The sequence below is a fragment of the Paenibacillus sp. M-152 genome (genome assembly GCF_003856555.1).
Lineage (GTDB): Bacteria > Bacillota > Bacilli > Paenibacillales > Paenibacillaceae > Paenibacillus > Paenibacillus polymyxa_C.
Map to the genome: position 1 here is coordinate 970,420 of NZ_CP034141.1, position 21,862 is coordinate 992,281.

The 21,862-nt window shown below is 47.9% G+C and carries 19 protein-coding genes, 1 rRNA gene and 1 riboswitch; of the genes, 18 read left to right on the plus strand and 2 right to left on the minus strand.

Features of this window, described 5'->3' with window-relative positions; translation table 11 throughout:
• Positions 1 to 58: 58 nt before the first annotated feature.
• The 4 genes from rrf to EGM68_RS25635 all read left to right on the plus strand — a co-directional run bounded on the left by rrf (position 59) and on the right by EGM68_RS25635 (position 3,886).
• Positions 59 to 175, plus strand: a 5S ribosomal RNA gene (gene rrf / locus EGM68_RS04415).
• A 216-nt stretch (positions 176 to 391) separates the two neighbouring features.
• Positions 392 to 1,384 (plus strand): ketoacyl-ACP synthase III, encoded by a 993-nt coding sequence (locus tag EGM68_RS04420; protein WP_129548709.1) that lies wholly within the window; start codon positions 392 to 394, stop codon positions 1,382 to 1,384.
• Between the two features lie 129 nt (positions 1,385 to 1,513).
• Positions 1,514 to 3,649: a DNA topoisomerase III gene (locus EGM68_RS04425; protein WP_129548710.1), complete on the plus strand. Its 2,136-nt coding sequence runs from the start codon at positions 1,514 to 1,516 to the stop codon at positions 3,647 to 3,649.
• 99 nt (positions 3,650 to 3,748) lie between these two features.
• Positions 3,749 to 3,886, plus strand: a complete 138-nt coding sequence (locus tag EGM68_RS25635) for a hypothetical protein (protein WP_016819760.1) — start codon at positions 3,749 to 3,751, stop codon at positions 3,884 to 3,886.
• Positions 3,887 to 4,071: 185 nt separating this feature from the next.
• Here the strand turns inward: EGM68_RS25635 and EGM68_RS04430 are convergent, their stop codons facing one another.
• Both EGM68_RS04430 and EGM68_RS04435 read right to left on the minus strand, forming a co-directional pair.
• Positions 4,072 to 5,232: a type II asparaginase gene (locus EGM68_RS04430; protein WP_129548711.1), complete on the minus strand. Its 1,161-nt coding sequence runs from the start codon at positions 5,230 to 5,232 to the stop codon at positions 4,072 to 4,074.
• 365 nt (positions 5,233 to 5,597) lie between these two features.
• Positions 5,598 to 5,726 carry a DUF4023 family protein gene (locus tag EGM68_RS04435; protein ID WP_013369463.1) on the minus strand — a complete coding sequence of 43 codons (129 nt, stop codon included), beginning with the start codon at positions 5,724 to 5,726 and terminating at the stop codon, positions 5,598 to 5,600.
• Between the two features lie 194 nt (positions 5,727 to 5,920).
• Here EGM68_RS04435 and EGM68_RS04440 point away from each other — a divergent pair, with 194 nt between their 5' ends.
• The 14 genes from EGM68_RS04440 to purD all read left to right on the plus strand — a co-directional run bounded on the left by EGM68_RS04440 (position 5,921) and on the right by purD (position 21,818).
• Positions 5,921 to 6,184, plus strand: a complete 264-nt coding sequence (locus tag EGM68_RS04440) for a DUF1294 domain-containing protein (RefSeq protein WP_013369464.1) — start codon at positions 5,921 to 5,923, stop codon at positions 6,182 to 6,184.
• A 150-nt stretch (positions 6,185 to 6,334) separates the two neighbouring features.
• Positions 6,335 to 6,769 carry a universal stress protein gene (locus EGM68_RS04445; RefSeq protein WP_013369465.1) on the plus strand — a complete coding sequence of 145 codons (435 nt, stop codon included), beginning with the start codon at positions 6,335 to 6,337 and terminating at the stop codon, positions 6,767 to 6,769.
• Between the two features lie 350 nt (positions 6,770 to 7,119).
• Positions 7,120 to 7,221, plus strand: a riboswitch (purine riboswitch).
• A gap of 148 nt (positions 7,222 to 7,369) precedes the next feature.
• A complete protein-coding gene (gene purE, locus EGM68_RS04450) occupies positions 7,370 to 7,855 on the plus strand; it encodes a 5-(carboxyamino)imidazole ribonucleotide mutase (protein WP_013369467.1) in 486 nt (161 codons plus the stop codon).
• On the plus strand, positions 7,852 to 9,027 hold the full coding sequence (purK, locus tag EGM68_RS04455; protein WP_090736865.1) for a 5-(carboxyamino)imidazole ribonucleotide synthase: 1,176 nt from the start codon (positions 7,852 to 7,854) through the stop codon (positions 9,025 to 9,027). The genes purE and purK overlap by 4 nt, the downstream gene beginning before the upstream one ends.
• A 2-nt stretch (positions 9,028 to 9,029) precedes the next feature.
• On the plus strand, positions 9,030 to 10,328 hold the full coding sequence (gene purB, locus EGM68_RS04460; RefSeq protein ID WP_064962598.1) for an adenylosuccinate lyase: 1,299 nt from the start codon (positions 9,030 to 9,032) through the stop codon (positions 10,326 to 10,328).
• Positions 10,329 to 10,929: 601 nt separating this feature from the next.
• Positions 10,930 to 11,811: a phosphoribosylaminoimidazolesuccinocarboxamide synthase gene (locus EGM68_RS04470; protein ID WP_040102117.1), complete on the plus strand. Its 882-nt coding sequence runs from the start codon at positions 10,930 to 10,932 to the stop codon at positions 11,809 to 11,811.
• Positions 11,812 to 11,869: 58 nt separating this feature from the next.
• Positions 11,870 to 12,115, plus strand: a complete 246-nt coding sequence (gene purS / locus EGM68_RS04475; RefSeq protein ID WP_007428837.1) for a phosphoribosylformylglycinamidine synthase subunit PurS — start codon at positions 11,870 to 11,872, stop codon at positions 12,113 to 12,115.
• Between the two features lie 4 nt (positions 12,116 to 12,119).
• Positions 12,120 to 12,809, plus strand: a complete 690-nt coding sequence (gene purQ / locus EGM68_RS04480) for a phosphoribosylformylglycinamidine synthase subunit PurQ (protein ID WP_013369473.1) — start codon at positions 12,120 to 12,122, stop codon at positions 12,807 to 12,809.
• A complete protein-coding gene (gene purL, locus EGM68_RS04485) occupies positions 12,787 to 15,030 on the plus strand; it encodes a phosphoribosylformylglycinamidine synthase subunit PurL (RefSeq protein WP_129548712.1) in 2,244 nt (747 codons plus the stop codon). Before purQ ends, purL begins: the two co-directional genes overlap by 23 nt.
• Complete coding sequence (gene purF / locus EGM68_RS04490; RefSeq protein WP_013369475.1) at positions 15,015 to 16,496, plus strand: amidophosphoribosyltransferase; 1,482 nt, start codon at positions 15,015 to 15,017, stop codon at positions 16,494 to 16,496. The genes purL and purF overlap by 16 nt, the downstream gene beginning before the upstream one ends.
• Before the next feature lie 662 nt (positions 16,497 to 17,158).
• Positions 17,159 to 18,199: a phosphoribosylformylglycinamidine cyclo-ligase gene (gene purM / locus EGM68_RS04495; RefSeq protein WP_025675375.1), complete on the plus strand. Its 1,041-nt coding sequence runs from the start codon at positions 17,159 to 17,161 to the stop codon at positions 18,197 to 18,199.
• Positions 18,199 to 18,813 (plus strand): phosphoribosylglycinamide formyltransferase, encoded by a 615-nt coding sequence (purN, locus tag EGM68_RS04500; RefSeq protein ID WP_129548713.1) that lies wholly within the window; start codon positions 18,199 to 18,201, stop codon positions 18,811 to 18,813. The genes purM and purN overlap by 1 nt, the downstream gene beginning before the upstream one ends.
• Before the next feature lie 130 nt (positions 18,814 to 18,943).
• Positions 18,944 to 20,488: a bifunctional phosphoribosylaminoimidazolecarboxamide formyltransferase/IMP cyclohydrolase gene (purH, locus tag EGM68_RS04505; protein WP_129548714.1), complete on the plus strand. Its 1,545-nt coding sequence runs from the start codon at positions 18,944 to 18,946 to the stop codon at positions 20,486 to 20,488.
• A 64-nt stretch (positions 20,489 to 20,552) separates the two neighbouring features.
• Positions 20,553 to 21,818, plus strand: coding sequence for a phosphoribosylamine--glycine ligase (gene purD, locus EGM68_RS04510; protein ID WP_013369481.1), 1,266 nt, complete (start codon positions 20,553 to 20,555; stop codon positions 21,816 to 21,818).
• The last annotated feature ends 44 nt before the right edge of the window (positions 21,819 to 21,862 follow it).

Below are 21,862 nucleotides of genomic sequence, written 5' to 3' on the forward strand. Positions count from 1 at the left end.
TTCGGATCCAGTTTTCAGGGTGTAACCTTGAAGTTAGAATTTGCGAGGCAAATTCATGTTTGGTGGCGATAGCGGAGGGGTTCCACACGTACCCATCCCGAACACGACCGTTAAGCCCTCCAGCGCCGATGGTACTTGGACCGCAGGGTCCTGGGAGAGTAGGACGTTGCCAAGCAACAAGTAAAAAAGATCATGATCTCACTGAGATCATGATCTTTTTTTTGTGTTAAATTTCAGTAGTATTTTTTATTAGAGTAAGTTAGTTATAAGTTCGACTGAATCTGTGGATATTAGCTAGTACATAGATAGACATTTTTTAAAGAAAATTAGTACCAGGTATTAGTATCTGGTGTTATAATATGAATAAGAATTATAAAGGAGAGTGATCAGAATGTTGAATTCAAAAGCAAAGTTAACGGCCCTTGGCACTTATGTACCTGAACGGATTTTAACAAACGCCGACTTGGAGAAACTTGTGGAAACTAGTGACGAGTGGATTGTACAACGAACGGGTATGCGGGAACGACGAATCGCGGCTGAAGATCAGTACGTATCTGATTTATGTATACAAGCTATTAAACGTATGGTTAACCTTTATAACGTAAATGTGGACGATGTTGACATGATCATTGTAGCGACAAGTACACCTGATTACTATTTTCCAAGTACGGCTTCCCGTATTCAGGCTTATTTTAATATTCCAAATACAGGATCAATGGATGTTAGTGCTGCATGCGCAGGCTTTGCCTATGGACTTCATTTGGCGAATGGTCTTATTACGGGTGGTCTACATCGTAAGGTTCTAGTGATTGGAGCAGAGACATTATCCAAAATTACAGATTATACCGACCGGACGACATGTGTTCTTTTTGGAGATGGAGCAGGAGTCGCACTTGTTGAATATGAAGAGGATGAAGGATCATTTTTGACCGCAGATATAGGAACCTTTGGGCAAGGTGGAGCACATCTTTACCGCGCAGGATTATCTAACTATTTGGATGGAGAGAAGCTGCAAGATAATGGCTTTATTGCTCAAAATGGACGTGAGGTTTATAAATGGGCTGTACGCTCTGTTCCAGCTGGCATCGAAAGATTAATGGATAAGGCAAATATGGAGAAAGAAGACCTTGACTGGTTTGTACCTCATAGCGCTAATCTGAGAATGATTGAGTCCATATGTGAAAAAAGTACAGTACCTTTAGAAAAAACGCTGACGAGTGTAGAGTTTTATGGCAATACCTCGGCGGCGTCCATTCCGTTGGCTTTACAGTGTGGATTGGATGATGGGCGTTTAAGATATGGACAACATGTGGTGTTATATGGATTCGGGGGAGGCCTGACCTATGCGGGTCTGCTATTAAAATGGAGTGTGCCTGATTTGTAAGCTGTCTAATGCATAAGCAATAGTAATAGTGTGTAAAGATGATGTTGATAAAGAGACGTTGGTTGGCATTAGATTTATCGTAAGATGGCAGGATGGTATAATTAACATTATGAGAGAAAGGAGCGTAACATGAAGGTATTGGTATTGGCAGAAAAACCATCCGTGGCCAGAGAGATTGCACGTGTGATGGGCAGCCGAGAGAAGCATAAAAGTTATATAGAAGGACCTAAGTATGTAGTGACATGGGCTTTGGGTCATTTGGTCGGATTAGCAGAGCCTGAGGATTACGATTCTAAGTATGCGACTTGGAACTTGGAGGACTTGCCCATTCTTCCGAAGAACTCCAAGTTAAAGGTATTGCGGGAAAGTAATCATCAGTTCAAAGCTGTACAGCAGCTTATGAAACGACAGGACATTGGAGAACTTATCGTGGCAACAGATGCTGCTCGTGAAGGAGAACTGCTGGCACGATGGATTATACAAATGGCAAACTGGAAAAAGCCTTTCCGACGCTTATGGATTTCCTCGCAGACGGATAAGGCAATTAAGGCAGGTTTCGCGAAATTATTGCCTGGCCAGCAGTTTGATCGTTTATATGAATCGGCTCGCTGTAGGGCTGAAGCAGACTGGATGATTGGTCTCAATGTAACCCGCGCGTTAACGGTTCGTTATAACGCTCAGCTTTCGGCTGGAAGGGTACAGACACCAACACTGGGAATGATCATGGAACGTGAGAAGGAGATCACCCAGTTTCGTTCTCAGGAATATGATACTTTGACGGCGGATTTTGGCCATTTTCAAGCAACTTGGCGGGCAGAAAACGGGGATTCGCGCATGTTTGACCGTACTCAAGTAGAGACTTTACGCCGCAGGCTCGAAGGGGCCAAAGGTACAGTGGTGAGTGTGAAAAAGAGTGAAAAGAACGAGCCTCATCCGCTGGCGTATGATTTAACTGAGCTGCAAAGAGATGCTAACCAGCGCTACGGTTTCTCGGCCAAACAGACGTCCAATGTTCTTCAACGTCTGTATGAGCAGCATAAGCTGGTGACTTATCCACGTACAGATAGCCGTTATCTTACATCCGATATGGTGGATTCACTTAAGGAAAGACTCAGTAGCGTAGCAGTGGGTCCGTATGCTTCTTTAGCACGTCCGCTATTGCGTAACAAATTGCCAATCACAAAGCGGGTTGTGGATGACAGTAAAGTCACAGACCACCATGCGATTATACCTACTGAGCAGACATTATTACTTAATCAGTTAAGCCCAGAGGAACGTAAGCTGTATGATCTGATTGCACGCCGTTTTATCAGTTTGTTCTACCCACCTGCACGTTATGATGCTGTAGCTGTATCGGTCATGGTGGGGCAAGAAACATTTCAGGTAAAAGGTACAACCATAAAAGATAGCGGTTGGCGTGCTGTATATGACGAAAGTCATTATGAATTGGACGATGAAGAGATAGATGATCGTGAAAATAATGGACGGGGCGTTATTTTGCCTGAGCTGAAAAAAGGAGATTCCGTCCAATTGCAGCGTTGTATTGTACGAGCTGGACGAACGATGCCGCCGAAGCGTTATACAGAAGCAGCCCTGCTCGCTCAGATGGAAAAGCACGGCCTGGGTACACCAGCTACTCGTGCAGATCTGATCGAGAAACTCGTCAGCTCGGATACGATAGAGCGCCAGGGGAACGTGATGCATCCAACTGGCAAAGGCAAGCAACTGATCGAACTGGCGGCTCCACAGCTACGAACGCCCGAATTGACGGCACGTTGGGAAGCGGAGTTGGAACGGATTGCCCGTGGTCAAGGACAACCTGAGCCATTTTTGAATTCTATCCGTGCTATGGCGAAAGAATTGGTTTCTACTGTGAAAAATAGCAGCGCGGAGTACAAGCCCCATAACGTAACGAATAGCCATTGTCCGGATTGTGGTACAAAGTTGTTGGAGAAAAAAGGGAAGAAAGGCAAGTTCCTTGTATGTCCAAGTGCGGATTGTGGTTACCGTCGTTCAGGGGAAAAACGCTTGTCCAATCGACGTTGTCCACAGTGTCATAAAAAAATGGAAATGAAAGAGGGCAAAGCAGGTCTGTATGTAAGATGCTTACCCTGCGGCATTACGGAGACGCTGGATAAGGACAAGCAACGGGTAAACAAACGGGAACAGCAAAAGCTAGTAAAACAGTTTGAAAAGAAGGATTCTTTTGGCTCCAGTTTGGGGGATTTGTTAAAAGCAGCAATGGAGCAAAAGCAGGGCGAATAAAGATTGGCCAGAACGTGCTATAAGCTACACAATTAGCAGGCGTATGTCGGTATAAAAAAGCTTACTCCTTGGCATGGTAATCCGAGGAGGTGAGTATTTATGCCCAAACATAAGCCGCTTAAAATCAATAATCAGCAAAATAAATCAAGTATACTGGAGGAAGAAATCGCTGCTCATCCAGAGAAGCAAGCTAAATATCCTCCAAGCTTGAATGGGATTCCCAAACAGCAGTCTTGATGCTGCCTGTAAGGGAAAACGAATGGCTGTATAAGACCAGAACGATTGGAAACCAGATAAATTAGTTATCGGTCCCAGACTCTATTTTCTTGCATAAAAGAAGCAGCAGTACGGCGGTCAACCGTAACTGCTGCTTCTTTTTCATAATAAGGAAGTTGTATTTATTTGACTTGGAATGACTGCTCTTAGTATTCATTAAAGAAAGATTGAATTTGGTTCACATCGTGCGTTTGGGTCAAAGCGAGCATGAGCAAAATCCGTGCTTTTTGCGGATTGAGCGAATCAGTGGACACAAAGTTCGAAGCTGCGTCTTTTGTCGACGGGGACACAACTCCACTTCCTACGCGGGTAGAGCGGGCAATAATAACTCCTTTTTTACCTGCAGCCTCTGCGCCTTCTGAGGAGGTCTTGGACAAGGAACCATTACCGGAACCAGCGACCACTATACCCTTGGCACCAGCTGCTACGGCTGCATCATACAAATAACGACCGTTGTTTTGATATTCATATAAAATATCTACTTGTGGTAGCTGGGTGAGATTAGAGATATCGAATACAGAAGAGGTCGTATGCTTATGAGTGGATTTGTTGTAGTAGTATACCTGATCGCCTACAACAGCTCCAAGGTATCCCTGCTCTACAGACTTGAACGTATCGACTGCTGTTGTGTTGGTTTTTGTAATGTATCTTGCTGCACCGATGCGATCGTTCAGCAATACGAGTACACCTTGGCCTTTAGAGGCCGAAGCACCGGCAACTTTTACAGCATTATAAAGGTTGAATGGACCATCGGCACTGATGGCAGTGGCTGGGCGCATAGAGCCAACAACAACTACAGGCTTATCGCTCTTAACGACAAGATTGAGGAAGTATGCCGTTTCTTCCAATGTATCTGTACCATGGGTAATGACAATACCATCTACATCATCTCTGGCAAGCAGTTCGTTGGTGCGTTTGGCAAGTTTTAAGAGGATTTCATTATTAACATCGGGGCTACCTACGTTAACCACTTGCTCACCACTGACATTTGCAATACTTTTCATCTCAGGAACGGCATTGATCAAGGTTTCAACACCTAATGCACCTGCTTTGTAACCAGTTGTATCTGTGTTGACGGAGGATGACCCTGCAATGGTTCCTCCTGTGGCCAGTATTTTAATATTGGGCAAGTGATTAGTTTGTGGATTTTCAGATTTGTCCAAAGTTGTAGTGCTAGAAGTAGATGCCGTTGTGCTGGTTGTAGCTGCGGTCGCAGCGCTAGCAGTAAATCCACCACTCCATAAGGTACTTCCGAGAATAAAGCTGGCCAACAGGGGAATCATTGTCATTTTTTTCATGTTAGTCATATAAAGCTCCTCTCCAATCTGAAACCTCAAAATATTAATGATAGATTAACTGACGAATATTTTGTCGAATAACGTTAATATCACGCATTATAGGGTGATAAATCGCCTTTAGTCAATATATATGTTAGATAATATGACTTTAAAACTTATCTTTATTATATGTAATCGCTTTAATTATACCTGAATGGAAAAGATTTGAAAACAAAAGCAACAAGCAGAAATCTCATAAGGAGTCTGCTTGTTGCTTTTGATAAAAGGTGAACACTGAGTTTACCTACCTTTAATTTCATTGAATGAGAGTGACAAGATGAAGTTGATGTCTTACGGTATTTACATGGTTCTACAGTTGAATACAGTCCCCATGATCAGGGGTTTTTGCTGTGCTGTTTTGTTGGCAAGCTGGCGCTGGGAGTTCCTTTTCCTTGTTTACGGTTACGTTCTGCCTTTTTTGCATTTTCTCGTAGCTTTTCAACGTACTCATGGGTGCTTTCCATCGTAGTTCCTCCTTTAAGATAAAATAGATGCACTCGGGAATTGCCCTCATACACCGTTACTATTTCCGCAAAAACGTTTTCCCAGTCAGAGAAGGCGTTGTTTCTATAAAAGGGGTGAGGTTATAATGAAGGAGAGAGCTCTATATAAGTCCTAATACCTGAAACTGGTACGGTGTGCAAAAGGAGGGGAGACATTGCAGACAGGCTTGTTGGTATGGCTGCTGTTCATCAATGCAGTAGGCTATCTGGTAATGTCGGAAGATAAAAAGAGAGCACGTAAACACCGTGATCGTGTACCTGAACGGACGTTGTTTTTGCTGGCCCTGATCGGGGGCGCATTGGGTGTACTCATTGCGATGTACCGCAAGCGCCATAAAACACGGCATATGACCTTCAGATTAGGTATTCCTGCGTTGCTATTCATTAACGCATTGCTCTATGGGTATTTTTTACGGTAAGGCTGGAAGTTTAGCTTCCCATAGGGAAGTTTAATGATGATTGAGAAGACTATTCTCAGCCATTACATGGTGTAATGAAAGTGAACAACTACAGGAATACATAATTTCAGGCTTTGATTTAACAAACTGAATTCGGAAGAGGTGCGTATTATGCTATTTTCAAAAGTATTGCTTGCTTATGACGGTTCGGATGCATCCAACAAAGCTTTATTGAAGGCGGCTGAATTGGTGAAGGCATCACCCTCCTCGAAGCTTGAGGTCGTAACAGCATTCGATTTCCCGCGGATTTTTATGGGCGAAGGCTTGGCTCCAATTCCAGCTTCGGTGAATAAAGAGTATTATGATTTGGCTGAGCAAACTACGGATGAAGTTAAAAAGCGGCTTGCTGAGCAAGGTGTAGATGCCAAGGTGGAACTGATTCAAGGTTCGCCGGCCGAAGTCATTTTGGATTATGCCAATGAGAATGGCTTCGATGTGATTGTGATCGGCAGTCGCGGTTTGGGTGGTATTCGTGAATTTGTCTTAGGTAGCGTAAGTCACAATGTGGTGCAGCATGCACGTATCCCCGTGCTGGTCGTAAAATAACGAAATAAAAAAAGTAAAAGTCGGATCACTACCTGTACAGGTAGTGCCGGCTTTTTATTTTTGTTGGTAAGATGTATTGCTGGCCGTTATCAGTGTAGGTAGAGAGATAGCTAAATGTAATACAATAGTCCCGAGGTGTGCATATAAAGGGCTTGGTTTTTGTTAAACACGAACATTAAATTGTATCATTATGACAATGTTCGTTTTCAAGTTGACACAGGGTGTAGGGAATTGTTAAACTATGAAGTGTATTGTCGATAAAAAATGAACTTTAGGTACAATTTAATTAGGTACACATGTTGGAGCCGAAACTCACCACGATTACGCTAGGAAAGTATATCGTTGGGTATGGAGTAAGCACAATCCTGACTCGTATAATGCCGGGGATACGGCCCGGAAGTTTCTACCTGGAAACCTTAAATTTCCGGACTACGGGAGACATACGGCTGAAGCCGCATTGGATGCGGTGGAACAGGCTTGCTTTTGGCATGCCTTTAAGAGGCTCTGTCGTTTGTTTTTTCGTAGTCCGGTGTCTTGAAAATAACGTTATTTTCGAGTGCCGGATTTTTGGCGCTTATTGATAAACAGGGAGTGAAGGACATGTCAGTGCAGGTCGCTGTCATTATGGGCAGCACATCAGACTGGGACACCATGCAACATGCATGTGCTGTGCTGGACGAGCTTGAAATCGGATATGAGAAAAAAGTAGTTTCAGCCCATCGTACACCGGATTTAATGTTTCGTTTTGCAGAAGAGGCCGCCGGGCGCGGATTAAAAGTCATTATTGCTGGAGCGGGCGGGGCTGCACATCTGCCGGGAATGGTGGCTGCGAAGACATCCTTGCCAGTAATTGGCGTGCCTGTCCAGTCGAAGGCTCTGAATGGTCTGGACTCCCTGCTCTCCATTGTGCAGATGCCGGGTGGTATTCCAGTCGCCACTGTGGCGATCGGTAAGGCGGGCTCTACCAACGCAGGGCTGCTGGCTGCACAAATATTAGGTGCTTTTGACGAAAAGATAAGTCAGCGGGTTGTGGCAAGACGCGACCGTATCCGTGACGAGGTACTGGAAGGTAGTGACTCACTATGAATGAAGCATGTGAACCCGCAGGCCGAATCCGTCCTCCTGGCACAGTGATTGGGCTTTTGGGAGGCGGACAACTAGGAAGAATGCTTGTACTGGCAGGAACAAACTTAGGCTATCGCTTCGTAACACTGGACCCTGCACCGGATAGTCCGTGTGGACAGGTGTCCGAACAAATCCGTGCTGCCTATGATGATGAACACGCGGCCAGAGAACTGGCTGCACGGTGTGATGTGATCACGTATGAGTTCGAAAATGTGGATGCAGGTGTAGCCGCGCTTTTGGAACAGGAATCCAGTGTGCCACAGGGCAGTAGTCTTTTGTACACGACACAGCATCGTCTGCGTGAAAAACGTTCTATTGAAGCAGCTGGTGTTCCTGTCGCTCCATATCGTGAAATTAGCAGTTCTGCCGATATGGTTCAAGCGGTAGCCGAACTGGGTGTACCGTGTGTGCTCAAAACAGCAGTCGGCGGTTATGATGGCAAGGGCCAAGTGGTCGTTCGCCAATCGGAGGAAGCCACGAATGCCTACGAGCAACTGGCTGGAAGCGGTTCGGAACTGGTGTTGGAACAGTTCATCCGTTTTCGCTGCGAAATCTCGGTGATTGTAGCTCGCAGCACGAACGGTGAAGCCAAAGCCTTTCCACCTGCGGAAAACATTCACGTAAACAACATTTTGCACACGTCGATTGTACCCGCACGCGTACCTGAACCTGTCCAGGAAGAAGCACGCAAATTGGCGCTGGCTGTGGCGGAGTCATTGGATGCGGTGGGGCTGCTCGCTGTGGAGATGTTTGTCACCGAAGATGGACAATTGTACGTTAATGAGTTGGCACCACGTCCCCATAACTCCGGCCACTACACGATGGAGGGATGCGCCACATCGCAATTTGAGCAGCATATACGTGCGATTTGTGGTTTGCCACTAGGCAACACGAAGCTTCTGACTCCGGTCGTGATGGTCAATGTACTAGGTGAGCATTTGGAGAACGTAATTCGGCGGTTCGGACAAACAGATGCTGAAGCTGAAAGATTGAGTGTTGTACCGAAGCTGCATTTGTATGGAAAAAGTGAAGCCAAGCCAGGCCGGAAGATGGGACATATTAATCTGTTGTGCCAGGATACGGAACAAGCGCTGGAATGGATTGATCAAACCAATATTTGGGGGGATAAATAGTCATGATCGAACGCTATAGCAGACCGGAAATGAGAGCGATTTGGACGGAAGAAAATAAATTCAAAGCTTGGCTGGAAGTAGAACTGTGTGCCTGTGAAGCATGGGCTGAGTTAGGTGTTATCCCAAAAGAAGATACCGTGGCTCTGCGCAAAAATGCAAGCTTTGATATTGAACGGATCTATGAAATTGAGCAGGAAACAAGACACGATGTCATTGCTTTTACCCGCACGGTATCCGAAAGTCTTGGCGACGAGCGCAAATGGGTGCATTACGGTCTAACCTCCACAGACGTGGTTGATACAGCACTGGGCTATTTGTTAAAACAGGCGAATGAAATTCTGGAACGAGATATTCTGAATTTTATTGATATTTTGAAGGAAAAAGCATTGGCTTACAAGCACACACCGATGATGGGACGTACACATGGAGTGCACGCTGAGCCGACCACATTCGGACTGAAAATGGGCCTGTGGTACGAGGAAATGAAGCGCAATCTGGAACGTTTCCGCTATGCTGCTGACCAGGTACAATACGGTAAAATGTCCGGTGCAGTCGGAACATATGCCAACATTGACCCAGCTGTGGAAGAATTCGTATGCCGCAAGCTGGGCACCAAGCCTGCTCCGATTTCTACACAAACGCTTCAGCGTGATCGTCATGCTGAATATATGGCCACGTTGGCGTTGATCGCCACATCGTTGGACAAGTTTGCTACAGAAGTCCGTGCATTGCAAAAGAGTGAATTCCGCGAGGTGGAAGAAGCTTTTGCCAAGGGTCAAAAAGGATCTTCCGCAATGCCGCATAAACGCAATCCGATCGGAAGTGAAAACATTTCCGGCCTGGCACGTGTGATTCGCGGGCATATGGTATCGGCGTATGAGAACGTTACGCTGTGGCATGAGCGCGACATTTCGCATTCTTCTGTAGAACGCATCATTCTGCCAGATGCAACAATGCTGTTGAACTACATGCTGAACCGTTTTGGCAATATCGTGAAAAATCTGACGGTCTTCCCTGAAAATATGAAGCGCAATATGGCGCGTACGTATGGTGTACCATTCTCTGGCCGTATTATGACGAAGCTGATCGACAAGGGCTTTAGTCGTGAAAAAGCTTACGATACCGTGCAGCCGCGTGCTATGCAGGCATGGGAAGAACAACGCCAGTTCCGCGAAATCGTCGAGGCGACTCCTGAAATTACTGACGTGCTCAGTCCGGATGAAATCGAGGATGCGTTCAACCCAGCTTGGCATTTGAAAAACGTGGATACGATCTTTAAAAAGCTGGGATTAGGGGAGTAAGAGGGAAGGTTGGCGCTTGGGAGAGGATCAGGAGCGTGATGAGACCGCTGCACGAACGGATCGTTCTTCCGATTGCTGTTGCCCCTGGATTCCTGTGATTGTATAAGACCAGATATGGTCGGAATCCAGGGGCAAAGGCAAACGCTAACGCTTCTCCAGAACGATTCCGTCCGCTCCGCTGCTTCCAGCACCAACCCTCATGTGGGAGCAGAGCTAGGGAAGGTGCGGCACATAAGATGCCGCACCTTCCCAAGAGCGATGGAAAAGCAGTGGAACACGCTTTTCTATCACAAGCAACGTTTCTGGAAGGACTGCCGAATTTGCACAGCAAACAGCCCGTAGTCCTTCCAGAAACGCGCAAGGCTCAAGAAGCGAAGCCTTGAGCCAGCCGTTCGCGCCGACGTAAAAGCGTTGCTGGATGAGGCTTGTGCCAACAAGCTTCATCCAGCGGAGCGCGCTCACCCGACCGTAGCTACAAAATAGACGCCCTCACCCGGCTCACCAGCCAACTCTTGCGGGAGTCCCGAGGGCAGCAGCCCTGGGGGTCCTCCCCGAGGGGAGGATTTAGGAGGGGCAACTTCTATGAAAGAGGTGTAATGAAATGTCATTGTCTACCGCCGAAGGTCTGATTCATGCGCCGCTCTTGTACAAAGGCAAAGTGCGTGAGTTGTATGATCTCGGAGAACATTTTCTGATTGTCGTGACGGACCGGATTTCGGCTTTTGATTATGTGTTGGAGCCGCCCGTACCGGAAAAAGGAAATGTATTGAACAAGCTCAGTGCTTTCTGGTTTGAACAGACGAAAGACCTGCTGGAAAACCATGTCGTGCATACCGATGTAGATAAGCTCGGACATGTTATCGACGAACAGCATAAAGAGCTGCTAAAGGACCGGATCATGGTTACGCTGAAGGCTGAACGCATCGACATCGAGTGTGTGGTGCGCGGATATATTACCGGAGGCGGCTGGCGTCAGTATGAGCAGACCGGCGAGGTAAACGGTATTCCATTGCCCAAGGGGCTACGTAAGAATGAACGCTTTCCCAAGCCTCTATTTACACCGGCTGCAAAAAATGATGTCGGTCACGACGAGGACATTTCCCTTCACCAAATGAAAGAGCTGGTCGGGGCCCAGCTAACCGGTGAGCTTGAGGAAAAAAGCTTGGCATTGTACGAATTTGCGCGTGCTTTCTGCGAAAAGCGAGGAATCATTTTAGCGGATTGCAAGTTTGAGTTTGGTCTTGTTGATGGCAAGGTGATTTTGATTGATGAAATTTTCACCCCGGACTCATCCCGTTTTTGGGCGCAGGAAAAGTATGAGCTGGATGTGGAGATTGACAGCATGGACAAGGAGCCGGTACGAAGCTATTTGGCATCATCCGGTTGGGACAAGAACAGCAAGCCCGATCCGTTGCCTGCTGAGGTCGTAGAAGAAACAACTGCAAGATATACGGATATTTGGCGGCGTCTGACGGCACAGTAAATAGTAATCATAATTCAACCAATAGGATTCACTCATTCGGAGGAGGAACTGAAGGAACATGATGAAAGCAACAGTCTATGTCACGATTAAGCAAAGCGTTTTGGACCCGCAGGGGGTTGCGGTGCAGGGCGCACTGCATTCTATGGGTTTCGGAGAAGTGGATAGCGTCAGAATTGGTAAGTATATGGAACTGAATCTGGATACAACAGACCGCGAGAGTGCAGAGAAACGCGTCATCGAGATGTGTGAAAAGCTGTTGGCCAACACGGTCATTGAAGACTACCGCTACGAACTGGAGGGCTGATTCCATGAAATTTGCAGTTCTGGTTTTTCCGGGCTCCAACTGTGATATTGACTGCTATAAGGCGATAGAGGACACGGTCGGTGAACCTGTCGATTATGTGTGGCATACTGCAACGGATCTGTCACCTTACGATTGTATTCTTGTTCCGGGAGGCTTCTCCTACGGGGATTATCTGCGGTGCGGTGCGATTTCCCGGTTTGCCCCGGTGATGAAGGAAGTAGCCAAAGCGGCTGCTGAAGGCAAATATATTTTGGGGATTTGCAACGGTTTTCAAATTTTGACCGAAGCCGGGCTGTTGCCAGGAGCTTTGCGCCGTAATCTGTCGATGAAATTCCTTTGCCGTGATACGGTGTTGCAGGTTGCGAATAACGATACGCCTTTTACAAGAGATTATGCTGCTGGTGAAGAAATCATTATTCCGATCGCACATGGTGAAGGCAACTATTACTGTGATGATGAGACGCTGGCTCGTTTGCAGGCGAACAATCAGATCGTATTTACGTATAAAGATAATCCCAATGGTTCCATGACGGATATTGCGGGGATTTGTAATGAACAAGGTAACGTACTGGGCATGATGCCCCATCCGGAACGTGCGGTGGATGCATTGCTTGGCACGGATGACGGCAAACGTATGTTTACATCTATTTTGAATGCTTGGAGGGATCGACATGGCGCAGCAAGTGTCCGCTAAGGAACCGACGGCAGAGCAGGTTGCCGAACATAAACTGTATCAGCAGATGGGTGTGTCGGACAGTGAATATGCGCTGATCTGTGATTTCATGGGGCGTCAGCCGAATTATACGGAAATTGGCGTGTTCAGTGTTATGTGGTCAGAGCATTGTGCTTACAAAAACTCCAAGCCGTTGCTGAGACGTTTCCCGACGAGCGGTCCGCGAGTGCTGATGGGACCGGGTGAAGGAGCAGGGATTGTAGATATTGGAGACAACCAAGCGGTTGTATTTAAAATCGAAAGTCATAACCATCCATCCGCTGTAGAACCTTTTCAAGGGGCAGCGACTGGGGTAGGCGGCATCATCCGTGATATTTTCTCCATGGGCGCAAGACCTGTAGCTGTGTTGAACTCTTTGCGTTTTGGCAAGCTGGAGAGCGACCGTGTGAAATATTTGTTCGAGCATGTGGTATCCGGTATTGCGGGCTATGGAAACTGTATCGGTATTCCAACCGTAGGCGGCGAGGTTGTATTTGATGAAAGCTATGAGGGCAATCCGCTCGTCAATGCAATGTGTGTCGGACTGATTGACCATGATAAAATTCAGCGCGGTGTGGCAAAAGGCGTCGGCAACCCGGTGTTTTATGTGGGACCTCCGACAGGTCGTGACGGGATTCATGGAGCTACCTTCGCATCGGTTGAGCTGACAGAGGAATCCGAAGCGAATCGGACTGCGGTTCAAGTAGGCGATCCATTTATGGAGAAGCTGGTTATGGAATCATGTCTGGAACTGATCGACAGCGGTATTGTACTGGGTATTCAGGATATGGGCGCAGCGGGACTTACCTGCTCCAGTGCCGAAATGGCAAGTAAGGCGGGCAACGGTCTTGAGCTGTATCTGGATCAGGTACCGCAACGTGAAGAGGGCATGACACCTTATGAAATGATGCTGTCCGAATCACAGGAGCGTATGCTGTTCGTGGTTGAACCAAAGGATGAAGCACAGGCGCTTGAAATTTTCGAGCGTTGGGGCGTCATTTGTGCCAAGGTCGGCAAGGTGACGGATGACGGGCGTTTGCGTTTGTTCCATCACGGTGAAGTGGTGGGGGATATGCCAGTGACGGCGCTAGTAGACGAGTGTCCGATCTATGACAAGCCTTCCGAAGTTCCTGCTTATTATGAGCAAAATGCTGCTGTTGACACATTGCGTTACCCAGAAGTGACTGATTTGAACGGTGCGCTGAAAAAGGTGCTTTCATCCCCAAGTGTAGCCAGCAAGAAATGGGTATACGAGCAATATGATTACATGGTTCGCACCAGTACGGCCGTTCGTCCGGGCTCGGATGCGGCTGTAGTGACTGTACGCGGCACCCGCAAGGGACTTGCGATGACTACAGATTGTAACGGACGTTATGTATACCTGGATCCAGAGGTAGGCGGACGAATTGCAGTCAGCGAAGCAGCTCGTAACATTGTATGCTCCGGCGGAGAGCCTTTGGCTATTACGGACAACCTCAACTTCGGTAACCCTGAAAAGCCGGATATTTTCTGGCAAATGGAAAAAGCCGTGGACGGTATGGCAGAAGCTTGTCGTGTACTGGATACACCTGTTATCGGGGGTAACGTTAGCTTGTACAACGAAAATGCCAAAGGTGCGATCTATCCGACGCCTGTAGTCGGTATGGTCGGTCTGGTACATGATACAGATCATATTACGACACAAGGCTTCAAAGCTGAAGGCGACGTTATTTTCCTAGTGGGGGAGACGAAGGCTGAGCTAGGAGGCAGTGAGTTCCAGGCTGTCGTGCACGGTGTATCCGAAGGACGTCCGCCTGAGCTAGATTTGAACGTAGAGAAAAAACTGCTGACCGCAGTACTGGGAGCGATACAAGCTGGATTGGTACAATCCGCGCATGATCTCGCAGAGGGCGGATTGGCTATGGCGCTTGCCGAATCCGGAATTAGCGGCGGATTGGGAGCACAGGTCAACGTAGAAACGTCTTTGCGTCCTGACCATGCTTTATTCAGCGAAAGTCAATCCCGCATTTTGTTGTCCGCATCGCCGGATAAAGCGTCTGCGTTGGAAGCGCATCTGCGTGGATTGGAAGTGCCAGTTACCGTATTGGGAAAAGTTGAAGGGTCACAATTGACAGTTGAGGTGAACGGACAACCCGCTTTGAACGAGGCAGTCGCCAGTTTGAAGCAAATCTGGGAGGATGTCATTCCATGTCTGATGAAATAACAGCACGGACGTTGTGGACTGGAGATTATTATAATGAAGGCTCGGGTAAAGAGGGGCTGTTTGATAAATTAAAAGAGGAATGCGGCGTATTCGGGGTATACAGACACTCCGATGCCGCTTCCCTAGCCTATTACGGCTTACACGCGCTTCAGCATCGTGGTGAGGAAAGCGCAGGGATCTGTGTGAGCAGTGGCGACGAGTTCCATTATCATCGTGGAATGGGGCTTGTCAAAGAAGTATTTAATAAAGACTTAATGGCTTCGTTGACAGGCGATATTGCCATAGGACATGTGCGCTACTCAACAAGTGGAGATAGTAAGCTGACGAATGCACAGCCTTTGGTATTCAAGTATCGTGATGGTGATCTGGCAGTAGCGACAAACGGAAATATCGTAAATGCTTTGCAAATTCGGCATGAGCTGGAGCAGGGTGGGTCTATTTTTCAAACGACCAGCGATACCGAAGTAGTAGCTCATTTGATCGCCCGATCGTCCAAGGATTTGGTGGAGGCTGCCAAGGATGCATTGAAGCGTATTGTCGGTGGGTTTGCTTTCCTTATTATGACCAATGACAAGCTGCTTGTGGCTTCTGACCCCAACGGCTTGCGTCCATTGACGATGGGCAGATTGGGAGATGCTTATTTGTTTGCATCCGAATCCTGTGCTCTGGAAACGATTGGTGCAGAACTGTTGCGCGATATCGAGCCAGGTGAGCTGTTGATACTGGATAAAAATGGACTGCACGAAGACCGCTATACGGAAGATAAGCAGCGTAAAGCGCTGTGTGCGATGGAGTATATTTATTTTGCTCGTCCTGACAGTGATTTGAACGGAGCTAATCTTCATGCTGCACGCAAACGGATGGGCAGCCAACTGGCGCTGGAGGCTTTTGTCGATGCTGATTTGGTGACCGGTGTACCGGATTCCAGTATTTCGGCTGCAATTGGTTATGCAGAGCAAACAGGTATTCCTTATGAGCTGGGCATGATTAAAAATAAATATACCGGTCGTACCTTCATTCAACCGAGTCAGGAGCTGCGCGAGCAGGGTGTGAAAATGAAGCTGAGCGCCGTACGCCGTGTGGTTGAAGGTAAACGGGTCATTATGATCGACGACTCTATCGTTCGTGGCACCACGTCTCGTCGAATCGTAAATATGCTGCGGGATGCAGGCGCGTTGGAAGTACATGTACGTATTACCTCGCCGCCTTTCAAAAACCCGTGCTTCTACGGTATCGACACGCCGGACCGTCGGGAACTGATCGCTTCGTCCAAAACCGTAGAGGAAATTCGGCAAGAGATTAACGCTGATTCGCTCTTCTTTATGAGCGCCGAAGGGTTGATTGCCGCAGTGGGCGGACATAACGAACAGGATTACAAGGGCGGTTTGTGCCTGGCTTGTTTCGATAACGATTATCCGACACAGGTAGATTTCAAAGGCGAAGAAAAGTTCGGGTGTAGTTGTTAATATAGGAACAAAAGAGGTACAGAGGTGCATGGAGGCATGGGATGGCGGTTCTGAGGGGACCACTCCGCGTGTGGAAGGTTCTTACGATCGCTGTTGCCGCTGGATTCTTGGAGTGGAATAACCCCTTACAGGGTAGGAATCCAGCGGCAAAGGCGAACGCTTCGCTTCTCCAGAATCCTTTCCCCGCTGCGTTCCTCAGGTGTGCAGCATTTTGCAGCAGTGCCTGTACCTCTTCTGTTCCCACAGGGAAGAGGATAGGTAAGGCCGTTAAAAACTCATGGCATAACTATTTCATGCCATGAGTTTTTAACAGGCAGGGCGCAGCTGCCTGACTCAAGGGTCAAAGAAGTAAGCCGCCCGTTGGCGCTGCTCACTTCTTTGGCCGGGCACGTCCCCGCCTTTGCGAAGCAAACAGTCCGGGACGTGCCCCTGCCGCCGTCACTACCAAAGGCGGCCACGCATCAAAGCGTGTCCTTGTGAATTGCGGGAAGACCCGCAACTCACAAAGGAAAACACGCGACTCACAGCACGAACCATCACCAAGCAGCACCCAATCCTACGCATCTGACCGACTCTTGAGGGGTCCAGGGGGAGCAGCCCCTTGGAATCCTCCCTGCTAGGGAGGACTTAGGAGGGTCAATCATTTGAAGGAGTGTTCATGAATGTCCGAAGCATACAAAAACGCAGGGGTAGATATCGCTGCTGGTAATGAAGCAGTAGAACGGATGAAAAAGCACGTTAAACGTACCTTCCGTCCAGAAGTGCTCACGGACTTGGGCGGATTCGGTGCATTGTTCGGTCTGAATAAAGATAAGTACGAGGAGCCTGTACTTGTGTCCGGTACTGACGGTGTCGGCACGAAGCTGAAGCTTGCCTTCGCAATGGATCGTCATGACACCATCGGCATTGATGCAGTTGCGATGTGCGTAAACGACATTGTTGTAGGGGGCGCGGAGCCACTCTTTTTTCTCGATTATCTCGCCTGTGACAAGGTTATACCTGAGAAAATCGAAGCGATTGTCGCCGGTATTGCCGAGGGCTGTCACCAGTCAGGTTGTGCGTTGGTCGGCGGTGAAACCGCAGAAATGCCGGGGATGTACAGCGAGGGCGAATATGATATTGCCGGATTCACGGTAGGGATTGTAGATAAAAGCAAAATCATTAACGGCAGTTCCATTGCTCCTGGAGATACCGTAATCGGACTAGCTTCCAGTGGCGTTCACAGTAATGGTTTCTCACTGGTTCGCAAACTGTTATTGGAACAGCAAGGTTATGATTTGCATGATGAAATCGAAGGCTTGAATGGCAAACTGGGCGATGTACTGCTGGAGCCTACGAAAATTTATGTGAAATCTGTGTTGGCATTGCTGGATAAGGTAAAAGTAAAAGGCATGGCGCATATCACTGGTGGCGGTTTTATTGAAAATATCCCTAGAGTGTTACCGGATCACGTCAATGTGGATATACAATACGGCACTTGGCCGATTCTGCCGATCTTCCAGCTCATGCAGGAAAAAGGCGAAATCTCCAACAAAGACATGTTCACGACTTTCAATATGGGGATTGGAATGGTGATCGTTGTCGGTGCAGAGCACGCACAGACCGCACTGGAAGTTCTGAAGGAACAGGGTGAAGCTGCGTATGTGATCGGAAAAGTAACGGAAGGCAGCTCTATCGTGACCTTTACAGGAGCCGAGGTGTAATGAACGAGTACCGGATTGCTGTTTTTGCATCAGGCGAAGGGACGAACTTTCAGTCTTTGGTGGATGCGACCGCGCGGGGTGAACTGGGCGGCGCCTCGGTAGAACTGCTCATCTGTGACAAGCCTGCGGCTCCTGCTGTAGCTAGAGCACAGAAAGCTGGAATTGCCTGTCATACTTTTCGTCCTAAAGATTATCCTGCCCGAGAAGACTATGAGCGTGAATTAGTGGCTTTGCTGGAGCAGAAATCGATTGATCTCATCGTGTTAGCAGGCTATATGCGTTTGCTATCTAGTGTCATGGTTGATGCGTACGCTGGGAAAATCATTAATATTCATCCGTCGCTGCTTCCGGCATTTCCAGGGAAAGATGCTATTGGACAGGCATTAGCCTATGGGGTCAAGGTAAGTGGGGTCACCGTCCATTTTGTGGACGGGGGGATGGATACTGGGGCGATTATTGCCCAACGTGTCGTGGAGGTTCACGATCATGATACAGCGGAATCCTTATCCGTAGCCATTCAATCCGTGGAACGTCAGCTATATCCTGAGGTAGTTGGCAGACTGGCCCAAGGCAAAATCCAATTGAATGGCCGCAAGGTGAACTCACTTCTCTAAAGATAACTGTAATTTGTCATATCATTGTCCTAACAAGGATACTGTACAGGCATTTTCCGATATTTCTCGGGAAATAAATTGATAGAAGAGAAATTTGCAAAATTCTGAAAGAGCTAAAGGAGGAGACAGGGTGAGTATTAAAAGAGCGCTCGTCAGCGTATCAGATAAACGGGGAATCGTAGAGTTTTGCCGTGAGTTGTCCAAATTGGGTGTGGAGATCGTTTCGACAGGGGGAACGAGCAGCTTGCTGTCGAAGGAGGGTATTCCTGTCATCGGTATTTCAGAGGTAACGGGATTTCCAGAAATTATGGATGGACGTGTTAAAACACTCCACCCTGCGGTACACAGCGGTTTGCTGGCTGTTCGGGATAATGAAGAGCATCAGCGTCAAATGAAGGAGCTTGGATTGGATTATATCGATCTGGTCGTTGTGAACCTGTATCCTTTTGCGGAAACGATCGCCAAACCCGGTGTAACCTATGAGGACGCGATTGAAAATATCGACATCGGCGGTCCAACGATGCTTCGTTCTGCGGCAAAAAACCATGCTTTTGTCAGTGTAGTGGTTGATGCTGATGACTATAGCACTGTACTGGAGGAAATACGTAAGGATGGCGACACGGAGCTGAATACTCGTAAGCGTTTGGCTGCAAAAGTGTTCCGTCATACGGCGTCATACGACGCTTTGATTTCCGATTATTTGTCGAATGTGACAGGTGATCCGCTGCCTGAGCGTTACACTGTAACCTATGAAAAAATTCAGGATTTGCGTTATGGCGAAAATCCTCATCAACAGGCTGCGTTTTACCGTGAGCCATTGGCGGTCAAGGGTACACTGACAACAGCAAAGCAACTTCACGGTAAAGAGTTGTCTTACAATAATATCAATGATGCTAATGCAGCCCTGCAAATCGTCAAAGAATTCAGCGAGCCTACAGTAGTTGCAGTTAAGCATATGAATCCTTGCGGTGTGGGAATTGGCGGCAGTATTTATGAAGCGTACAGCAAAGCTTACGCAGCAGATCCAACTTCGATTTTTGGCGGCATCGTCGCGGCTAACCGGATTATTGATGGTGATACAGCGAACAAGCTGAGTGAAATCTTTCTGGAAATTATATTGGCACCGGGCTTCACGAAAGAAGCATTGGAGATTTTAACGAAAAAGAAAAATATCCGTTTGCTTGATCTGGGTGAGCTTTCCCCGTCTGAGGCGAAGAGCCGTTTCGTCGTGACTTCCATTGAAGGTGGCATGGTTGTTCAGCAAAATGACGTTCATGCTGTAGACCCGGATGCACTTACGGTTGTAACAGAGCGTGCGCCATCCGAGGAGGAACTGAAACAACTTTTGTTTAGCTGGAAAGTGGTTAAGCATGTGAAATCCAACGCCATTGTATTGGCGGCAGATAATATGACCGTTGGCGTAGGCGCAGGACAAATGAACCGTGTCGGAGCAGCCAAGATTGCAATCGAGCAGGCCGGTGACAAAGCAAAAGGTACCGTACTGGCATCGGATGCATATTTCCCGATGGGCGATACGCTGGAGTTGGCAGCTAAAGCAGGTATCACGGCAGTCATTCAGCCGGGTGGCTCTATCAAAGACGAAGAATCCATCAAGGTTGCTAACGAATATGGCATTGCTATGGTCTTTACGGGCGTACGTCATTTCAAGCACTAAGTTGCGTGAGTTGTGGATGCAGCACACCTGAACGATCATACTGGGAGCGGGAGGAATCACCTGAATGGATATTTTGGTTATCGGAGGGGGCGGTCGCGAACATGCAATTGTGTGGGCGCTGAAGAAAAGCCCCAAGGCCGGACAAATCTATTGTGCGCCAGGTAATGCTGGTATTGGACAATTAGCGGAGTGTGTGCCGATTCCGGTGAGTGAGTTTGACGCGCTGACAGAACTGGCGGAATCCAAAAAAGTCGGACTGGTCGTGGTAGGCCCCGATGATCCGCTGGCAGACGGCATTGTGGATGCCTTTGAAGCCAAAGGCATCCCAGTATTCGGACCGCGTAAAAATGCAGCGGAAATTGAAGGTAGCAAAATCTTTATGAAAGATTTGCTGCATAAATATCAAATTCCGACAGCAACCTATCGCAAATTTTATACCTATGAGGAAGCACATGCCTACTTAAAGGAACAGCCTATTCCGGTGGTCATTAAGGCCGACGGACTGGCAGCAGGCAAAGGCGTGACAGTCGCTTACTCGATGGAGGAAGCGGAAAAGGCGCTGTCCGATATTATGGTGGCAAAGGTATTTGGAGAAGCGGGCGCACAGGTCGTGATCGAGGAGTTCCTCGCTGGACAGGAAATGTCGATTCTTTCCTTTGTTGACGGTGAAACGGTACGGCCGATGGCAGCGGCGCAAGATCACAAGCCGGTTTTTGATGGTGACAAAGGACCGAACACAGGTGGCATGGGAACATATTCCCCGCTGCCTCACATAGCCAATTCCATTATTGAGGAAGCCATTGAGACGATTATTAAGCCGACGGCCAAGGCTATGGTTGCTGAAGGACGCCCGTTCCGTGGTGTTTTATTTGCTGGACTGATGATTTCGCCGGACGGCAAGCCGAAGACCATTGAGTTTAATGCACGTTTTGGTGATCCAGAAACACAAGTCGTATTGCCTCGACTACAATCCGATTTGCTCGATATTTTTCTCGCTGCTGTGAACGGCACGCTGGATCAGGTAGAGATCGAGTGGAAGGATGAAGCTGCGGTGTGTGTGGTACTGGCATCCGGAGGTTATCCTGCAGCTTACGCCAAAGGAGTACCTATCCACGGACTGGACCAGGCAAACGAAGCTATCGTCTTCCATGCCGGAACAGGCATCAACGAACAGGGTGAGTGGGTAACGAACGGCGGACGCGTGTTAGGCGTGGTTGGTTTGGGACGTGACATTGCCGAGGCACGGGACAAAGCTTACGAACAGGCTGCTCATATTACCTTTGAAGGCAAGCAAAACCGTACAGACATTGCGGCAAAAGCATTGCTATAACAGCAATATATAGGAAAAAGAGGACCTCTTCGGAGGTCCTCTTT